Origin of the sequence: Ekhidna sp., assembly GCF_965227465.1 — a bacterium.
Classification (GTDB): domain Bacteria; phylum Bacteroidota; class Bacteroidia; order Cytophagales; family Cyclobacteriaceae; genus Ekhidna.
The window spans coordinates 1,083,954-1,092,319 of record NZ_OZ245746.1 but is presented as its reverse complement, the minus strand read 5'-3'; the positions used below and the strand labels follow the sequence as shown (position 1 = coordinate 1,092,319).

The window sequence follows — 8,366 nt, the reverse complement described above, 5'->3', positions numbered from 1 at the left end:
ATTTCTTAGTAATTGCGTAATTTATTATGCATGCATAATAAATAATTATATTTTCGGCTTTGAGGCCATACTTTTCGTTGAACGGACGTAAAATCTAGGTGAAGATTTTATTCATTTTTCACCCCCACTATTACAAACTCCGTTCTTCGATTTTTTTGGTGTATTTCGATGGTACAGTCAGAGCAATCAATGGCTGGTGTAGATTCACCCTTGCCGGTTGGCTGAATCAATTCAGGGTGAATGCCATTTTCAATCAAATAATCTGCTGCCGCATTTGCTCTTCTTTGCGACAGTATTAAGTTGTACTTTTCATTTCCTTGTATATCCGTATGAGAGAACAAACCGATAATCAGGTTTGGATATTTATTCATAATCCTTATCAAATTATCAAGCTCTTCTTTCCCCTCTACTCTTAATTCAGATTTGTCAAAATCATAATAGATGGGATTTACAGATAAGGTGTCTCCATCTACAACATAACCTGTGCTGGCATCATTTGTTAGTGATTCTACAGAAACTACTTTTAGGTACTCTTCTAACGGAGCAGGAAGATCAACAGGGAACTTTTCGTGTGGTGATAATAGAATTTCAATTTGGTACTCAGCTTTATCTTCTTCAATGTTGAGTTTTTTAATCGCTGATTTCTGGTATTCATATTTAACTCCGGATACTTCCCAACTCATCGGTTCAATATCTTCTACCAGGAAACTGCCGTCTAATGCTGATCTTCTGTAAAACTGATTGTCATTTTCAGATTGAATGAATACATCTGCACCCTGAATAGGTTCTCGACTAACTGCATTTAATACCACTCCCCTTAATTGATAGTAATCTCGTTCAAAATAATAGATATCATCCTTTAATGAATCTATTCTTGCTGAAGTAAAGTATCCAGACCTGAAGTTGTCATTGGAAACTAATCCAAAATCGTCTTTGCTACTATTGATTGGATAGCCAATGTTATTAACCTTGATAACATCATAAACCCGATTGAGATTTGCCTCAAAAACATCCAGACCACCAAGGCCGCCTCTCCCATCTGAAGCAAAATATAGGTTATTTGAGACTAAGGAAGGAAACATTTCCTTCCCTGCAGTATTTACCTTCGATCCAAGGTTTTTTGGTTTTGTCCATTTATCACCTTCTCTAAACACAATATACAAGTCTGACTGACCCAAACTACCTTCCATATCTGATGAAAATATCATTACCGTACCATTTTCATTGATTGCAGGATGACCTACGGAATAATCGTCACTGTTGTATTCAAAGGGTTGAATATTTTTCCATCCTCCTTTGCCATCACTCTCAGCAAAGAATAGCTTTAGCCTTGTTACACCTTCACCGTCCTTTTTTAGTCTTTTCCCCTGAACATTATTTCTGGTAAAAACCACTTTTTGTTCATTCTCATAAAAAGCAAGCGGTCCTTCATGATACTTGGTTTGGATGTGATCGATAAATAACTCTGCATTATCAGCATTTGGTTTTGCCTGATAAAGATCAAGAAATCGAGATTCATCCCAGTTGAAATTAGTTTTTATCCACGAATTACCAGTAGGCCTTGAGGACGCAAACACAACCCCATTCTGATAGATGGCAGGACTAAAATCCAGCCCTGGTGAATTGAATTCCATGCGCTTAATTTCGAATTTTGCGCTATCGGAAAAGAAGCTGTTCAAGTTTTCCAAAGCTTTCAACTTGTCTGCTGCTCTGGGATCGTCCTTTACCTTATTTTGATAATTTTTATACCACTCCTTAGCTTCATTGTATTTACTATTTGAGGCAAGGGTCTGAGCGTAGAAGTAACTATACTCAGCAGGAGATTCTGGATATGAAACAACCATCGAAAAATACATTTCAGCTTTTTTGGTATCGTTCATGTTTTGAAAGCATAGACCAAGCTGTTGTAATAGATACAGGCTGTCTTCAGTGGACTCAAGGCTGGCTTTATAGAGTTCTACTGCACGGGCATATGAGTAATTTTCAAATGCAGCATCTGCTGCAGTTGTGCTACTGAAAGTAATGGTTTGTGATTGAAGGTGCAAAACACTCCAAAAACCAATTATTGTTATTAAAACTCTCATATTAAACAGTTTCTATTGAGTGATTTTTTCCATGGCCTCATCAATTTTTTCACGACGCAGTGCTCGTTTTTGTAGGAAACCTGATAATCTTAATTCTACCGGTAGCAGTATTAAAGCCAGCAATAGATTAGTTCCTACCTGAAATATGGGTGTTTCACCAGCTATTCTTTCCACATAAGGTTCTACCTCTGTATGTACGTATTCGAAAAGAATAAACAAACTCACATACACCATCAGTCGAGTCACAAATTGGGACTTGATTCTTGAGGATAGTACCATGGTCATGTACATAATGAATAAGAAAAAGGTTATTTGAAGCAAATAAAACCACCAGGTTCTCCAATAGGGAGGGGCGATTGAGAAAGTGATGCTAGTATACTCCGCATCACTCCAGAGCTCTGGATGATCAGACTCTTTCACTTTAAAAGTATACTCACCGGGATCAAGATTCGTGTATGACGCGGTATTGGACTTATTAATATTAGACCATGATTTATCAAATCCTTCTAGCGTGTACTGATAATAAATGGCATTTGGATTTCTTAAATTAATAGACACAAAATCAAACGATAAGTGGTTGTCATCATGACTGAACCTAAGGTCTGAAGGGAGGATGTTATCCAACTTGTCAGCTTTCGTATGTTCCAGTAAATCAACTTCCTGAAAAAACAATCGAATATCTTTTATGTGAGTCTCCCTTTTATCAATCTTGAAATTAAAATGGGGCAAATTCACTTTAGTGATCCCAAAAGGATTGCCAAAGAATACGTTTCCATGTACATCCTTTATCACAGAATTAAGCTCAGATTCAGTCTCACCTAGCTCACTAGGATGACTAAATACCCTAACCAATTCATAATCTGGCTGAATCAGACTGATACCTAACCTATGCCCTACCCATATTTGGCCTATGTTGTCCACCATGACAGCATTGCAAAAGTTTGATAACAGGTCATTCTCTTCTTCAGTAAATTGTTTGAAATTTTCACCATCGAAGCTATAAATACCGGATCCGGCAGTAGCAATCCAAATTTTACCGCTTTCATCCTGGATGATCGAGTTGATATCAAATGCGGGAAAAACTTTATCCTTTGTTAGAAACTTCATCTGCCCGTCTCTCTGCAAAATAGCTAGACCAACTGCATGACTTCCAAACCAAACATTACCTGCTCGATCCGGATAGATGGAAAAAATTTCATTGTGATAAAACCCACTTCTAGTATTATAATGTTCTATCAACTGACCATCTGATGTCAAATGATACACGCCATTACCTGCCGCTGATACCCATACATTACTATCTAAATCAACCTGAATATCCCTTATTAAATGTGTATTGACAGGATCCAGTGGATTCAGTAATATTTTTTCTAATTGCCCATTTTCAAGATCGATCCTGACTACTCCGTTTCTTTTCGTTCCTGCCCAAACCTCTTGGCCCATGATCGCTAAAGATGTAAACGAGTATTTTTCCGTATAGGCCAATTTTTCAAATATTAAGCTATCACGTTGTGGCTTATGATAAACATGCACAATCCCTTTGTCAGAAGCTAAAAGCAATTCATCTTCCTGATAATTTGCTATGCTGTGTATACCTTGTACTCCTATTGTTCTATATAGCTCATAATGGTGAAAATAGGCCCTATTCAATTGGACCAAACCTCGCCCAAATGTTCCTACCCACACTTCGTTTTCATTATCAACATATACTTCCTGAATCTCATTGCTTTCAAAACCTGAGGAGGTATTAAAATAGGTTAACGCTTCTATTTCTCCGCGCTTTAAGTCAACCTCAACCAAACCATGATTGTAAGTGCCAACCCATAAAGTATTTAGGTCATCCTCTGCAATAGAGCTTATTTGTACATGCTCAGGAAATCCCTCTACCAGGTTAATCTCATTTTGACTTATTCGATAACGATATAGTCCATCATTGGTACCCACCCAAAGCAGATTAGCATCATCTTTATCCTGATACAATGCACTTACATTAAGACCAATTGTACCTGTTATGAGTTGCGCTGGAATGAGATCTCCATCTTTAATTCTGAATTCAACAACACCTTCATTGGTACCAACAAAAATTTTGTCTTCTATGACCACAAAATCATTACTAACAAGCTCATTAAGAATCGGCAGCTGAAATCGCTTTATAGAATCTCCGTCTATCATTACCATTCCCTGATTTCGGGTGAGGCCCCATAAAACGTTAGAATCATCTACTTTAAGCTGTTCAATTCGGTTTGGGAGCTCTTCATCGGATAATAATTTTCGGTACCTTCCATGCTCCACGATGCTGATACCACCACCGATATAACCCAAATAGACGTGTCCATCATTGGATATGGTAGATGCTGTGATTGTGCTGCTTATGGTTGTATCCTTTTTTCTGAGATTTAGCATCTCTTGACCATCAAATCGATAAAGCCCATCATTACAGCCAATCCATAAAAACCCATCATCATCCTGGACTATGGTATAAATAAAAACGCCATTGAAATCCCTATCTGCATTGAAAAGCACGGTGGTAAAATCCCGTGGGCCAGCATTAGAAATCAAAGCAATTACAAGTCCGAAGAAAATGAAGAGTCCCTTTTTAATCGTTACCATTGTCCTTGTCTTTGTATCGAACATTCAGCTTATACTTAAACTTGGGAGGTCCGCCTACCGGAACTGAAAAGAAGGCTACTGCTTCATCGTATTGATTGGTTACATAGCATACCATGTCATTTCTGGAGGTTCGCCCTTTTACTATCTGAAGATCTACAGTCGTGTTTTTTTCTTCATCGATGATCGGGTGCTTGCTTCGACCCCATTCCCTGTTTTTACTTGGTGTCGCACGGTGACGGTTTTTGGCTATTGAGTATATCATAATGGAGCCTTCGAAATCAAAATCAAAATTGTGCTGAGTGATGGAAATCACATCGTCTTCGATGAAAGGATAAAGGTGTGCTACAGAGTTCTTCACTTCCGGCAATCTGAATGAATACTCATAAGTGAAAGCATTGGCCCCTTCCACTTCTTTATTCTCAAAATTCTTCGTACTGAAAAAGTACTTGTATAAGTTTCCATCGTTACCTGCAATTCCTTCTGCTATGACTTTAAACACTCGACCATTTAATTGTGGAAACTCTTCCCCGTCCATTGGGTTAAATGGTCCAAACGAGTACCATTTTCCATCATATTTTTCTTCAGATTGAAAAAGTTTAGACGCTAACAAAGTACCACTTTTAAAATTGCCAACAGGATCAATTTTCTTTGCATCAGGTTCTGAATGGGCTCCTTTACCGCCATAGACGCTAAATTTTACACCAGTATCCCATTCTCCATTCGGTTCGTCATATTGTCCTCCAATATCCGGATCGAACACCCGTATGTATACAGGCTTTGTGAATGATTCAGGTACAATAAAAAAGAAGATCTGTGTATGATCATCATCTCCCCAACCAGGTTTGCTGTCAGCACCAAAAGTTACTAAATGAGTGATCTGCTCAAATTCACTCGGCACCAGCTGGCTAAACAATTGATTACTTACGAGGTAAAGAGAAGTTATAAAAAGTATTTTTTTCATAGTGATGTTAGCTGCCAGTTATTATTTCTTTTGATAAGAAGGTTTCTTCACCTTGAAATGTGAACCGAGCCAAAACTCTGACTTCTTTATTCTTTTCAATACCAGAGAGCTTTTTACCTGACTCGTAACTATTATCCCAAGACCAATAAAACGTTGCATCGCTTATCGATGAGCCAGTCAGCTTTGCTTCCAGATCTTGCCCAAACTCTCCTTTAGATTGCGTGATTTCAAGTACGACTGCCGGAAGCACTTTAACAGTTTCTACATACTCATCATCAAAATTCATTGATGAAATAGGATCAATGATTGCAAGAGAGGCTTGAAATTCACCAATAGAATCATAGCAGTGTTCTACGGTAATGCCATATGCTTCTGTTCCATCGCCTAAATCCCACTTGTAGATTAAATCGCTATTTTCTCTCTCAACTGATCCACTTAAGTCAAGAATAATACATTCCTTATCTGCTAAAACAGATGGAAAATCTTGAGCAAGAAGCCTAAAAGAAATAAAAACTAAAACTGTCAGAATACTGATTCTCATGCTAATTCCCAATAAGTACAAAAGCGAAAATACTATAGGTTGTTTGGCGAGAAATTTTTCTTTCGACAAACGGCATGATGTACCCGCTGGAATAAACTATTCTCCGGTTATTGTGGTGAGTAAATAAATAAAACTTTCGATTGCAGCATATTCAATCATTGAAATAAGCATAGGTTAAGCCTATTTTTAGACTCAATCATTTACTGCATTGATCATCAATTATTCATTACCTCAACCAGGCGCATCAGTTCATTGCTGATTGGTTTTGTTTTGCTTATGGCTAGCTTAAAGCTTGTATAGACAACTTCATCATTTATGATTCCTGCCATGACGTTGGCTTTGCCGTTAATCAGTCCTTCAACAGCAGCTAATCCTAATCTACTGGCTAGAATTCGGTCAAGGGATGTGGGGGATCCGCCTCTTTGCAAATGACCTAATGTGGATACACGAATATCCAACTTAGGGAGTTTTTTCATTACTTTATTAGCAATCTCATGCGCATTTCCCTGCTCATCGCCCTCAGCCACAATGACAATGGCTGATGTTTTTTCTTTATCTCGGCCTTTGTTTAGGGTATCAATCACATCCTGGATGGTAGTTGATGTTTCTGGTACCATCACTAGCTCTGCTCCTCCTCCAATGCCACAATGGATGGCGATGTAGCCAGAGTGCCTTCCCATCACTTCTATAAAGAATACCCGATCGTGAGAGTTCGCTGTATCTCGTATTTTGTCAATTGCTTCCAGTGCAGTGTTTACAGCCGTGTCAAACCCTATGGTATAATCTGATCCGTAAAGGTCGTTATCTATAGTGCCGGGAGCACCTATTGTTGGGATACCATACTCTTCGTAAAATATATTTGCCCCTGTAAACGTGCCATCACCGCCTATCGCTACCAACCCTTCAATTCCCTTTGCTTTGAGTTGCTCAAAGGCTTTCTTTCGTCCCTCCTTTGTTCTGAAGTCTTCACTTCGAGCTGATTTAAGTATCGTTCCTCCCTTCTGAAGAATGTTACTCACCGAATAGGATTTCATCAAATGCATATCTCCACTAATGATGCCATTGTATCCATATCTAATGCCATACACATTCAATCCAAGACTCAAACCCGAGCGAACAACAGCTCTTACACACGCATTCATCCCTGGTGCATCACCTCCTGATGTAAAAACTCCTATATTTTTCATTCAATAACTGTTATATGTTTAGGTTGGACCGTCTAAATATTTCCAAACAAGACTTGAGGCTCCCAAGATTGGGGCATCATCATCTTTAAGACCTGAGGGTTGCAATTGTATCTTCTTATCAAGGAACATTGGCATCATGAAATGCTCCATATTCTCTTGAGCGGGGACGAAGATGTGATCACCAGCTTTTGACAATCCACCTAGCAAAAATATGGCTTCAGGGTCAGTATGAACAACAAAATCTGATAATTTCATTCCCAACACCCTACCTGTATACTTGAATGCTTCTATCGCGATAAAATCTCCTTTTGCAGCAGCCTCTGTTATGGTTCGAGTGCTCAAGTCATCAAAGCTAATCGATCTAAGTAGACTTGGTTCCGTGTGATCTGCCAGTAATTTATAAACCGTTCTTCGTATGCCGGTTGCACTTACATAGGTTTCAAGGCATCCTCGTTTACCACATGCGCAATACCTCCCATTCGCATTCACCAATGTATGGCCAAGCTCACCTGCAAATCCATGCTTACCATATACCAAGTCTCCATTAATGACGATCCCACTACCCAATCCAGTACCAACGGTCAAAACCACAAAATCTTTCATGTTTTTGGCTTTCCCATACACCATCTCACCTAAGGCTGCAGCATTCGCATCATTTGTGAGCACACATTTAAGTCCAAATATTTTTTCTACCTCTTCAGCAAATTTTGAGACACCCTTCCAAGGAAGGTTTGGAGGATTTACTAAGGTGCCTTTGTAATAATTTGCATTGGGTGCACCAACCCCTATACCTATCACGTCTTCGATTGAGTGAATTTTTTCAATCTCTTTTTTCAACTCAGCAATAAATGAGAAATAATCACTGTACTGTTGAGTTTTGATCCTTGATTGTGCGAGTATATTTCCGTCACGATCAGCTATCCCAAATTTGGAGTTGGTACCTCCGATATCAATACCTATGGCCAGTTTAGTCATGCGGTGAA

General features: G+C 38.8%; 6 protein-coding genes. All 6 read right to left on the bottom strand.

Going from position 1 to position 8,366, the window contains the following annotated elements:
* Nucleotides 1–107 precede the first annotated feature (107 nt).
* The 6 genes from ACO05G_RS04925 to ACO05G_RS04900 all read right to left on the bottom strand — a co-directional run bounded on the left by ACO05G_RS04925 (nucleotide 108) and on the right by ACO05G_RS04900 (nucleotide 8,358).
* Entirely contained in the window at nucleotides 108–2,084 is a 1,977-nt protein-coding gene (locus ACO05G_RS04925; protein ID WP_421764957.1) for an OmpA family protein, read from the bottom strand.
* A gap of 12 nt (nucleotides 2,085–2,096) precedes the next feature.
* Complete coding sequence (locus tag ACO05G_RS04920) at nucleotides 2,097–4,694, bottom strand: ligand-binding sensor domain-containing protein (RefSeq protein WP_421764956.1); 2,598 nt, start codon at nucleotides 4,692–4,694, stop codon at nucleotides 2,097–2,099.
* Complete coding sequence (locus ACO05G_RS04915) at nucleotides 4,681–5,655, bottom strand: hypothetical protein (protein WP_421764955.1); 975 nt, start codon at nucleotides 5,653–5,655, stop codon at nucleotides 4,681–4,683. The genes ACO05G_RS04920 and ACO05G_RS04915 overlap by 14 nt, the downstream gene beginning before the upstream one ends.
* 7 nt (nucleotides 5,656–5,662) lie before the next feature.
* Nucleotides 5,663–6,196: a PKD domain-containing protein gene (locus ACO05G_RS04910; RefSeq protein WP_421764954.1), complete on the bottom strand. Its 534-nt coding sequence runs from the start codon at nucleotides 6,194–6,196 to the stop codon at nucleotides 5,663–5,665.
* A gap of 215 nt (nucleotides 6,197–6,411) precedes the next feature.
* Nucleotides 6,412–7,383: a 6-phosphofructokinase gene (gene pfkA, locus ACO05G_RS04905; protein ID WP_348284004.1), complete on the bottom strand. Its 972-nt coding sequence runs from the start codon at nucleotides 7,381–7,383 to the stop codon at nucleotides 6,412–6,414.
* A gap of 18 nt (nucleotides 7,384–7,401) precedes the next feature.
* Nucleotides 7,402–8,358, bottom strand: coding sequence for an ROK family protein (locus ACO05G_RS04900; protein ID WP_348284003.1), 957 nt, complete (start codon nucleotides 8,356–8,358; stop codon nucleotides 7,402–7,404).
* Between the last annotated feature and the right edge of the window lie 8 nt (nucleotides 8,359–8,366).

What these genes read in the sequence shown, in the direction of transcription:
- pfkA (WP_348284004.1), bottom strand. Translation starts at nt 7,383, where the DNA reads ATGAAAAATATAGGAGTTTTTACATCAGGAGGTGATGCACCAGGGATG.
- ACO05G_RS04900 (WP_348284003.1), bottom strand. Translation starts at nt 8,358, where the DNA reads ATGACTAAACTGGCCATAGGTATTGATATCGGAGGTACCAACTCCAAA.
- ACO05G_RS04910 (WP_421764954.1), bottom strand. Translation starts at nt 6,196, where the DNA reads ATGAGAATCAGTATTCTGACAGTTTTAGTTTTTATTTCTTTTAGGCTT.
- ACO05G_RS04925 (WP_421764957.1), bottom strand. Translation starts at nt 2,084, where the DNA reads ATGAGAGTTTTAATAACAATAATTGGTTTTTGGAGTGTTTTGCACCTT.
- ACO05G_RS04915 (WP_421764955.1), bottom strand. Translation starts at nt 5,655, where the DNA reads ATGAAAAAAATACTTTTTATAACTTCTCTTTACCTCGTAAGTAATCAA.
- ACO05G_RS04920 (WP_421764956.1), bottom strand. Translation starts at nt 4,694, where the DNA reads ATGGTAACGATTAAAAAGGGACTCTTCATTTTCTTCGGACTTGTAATT.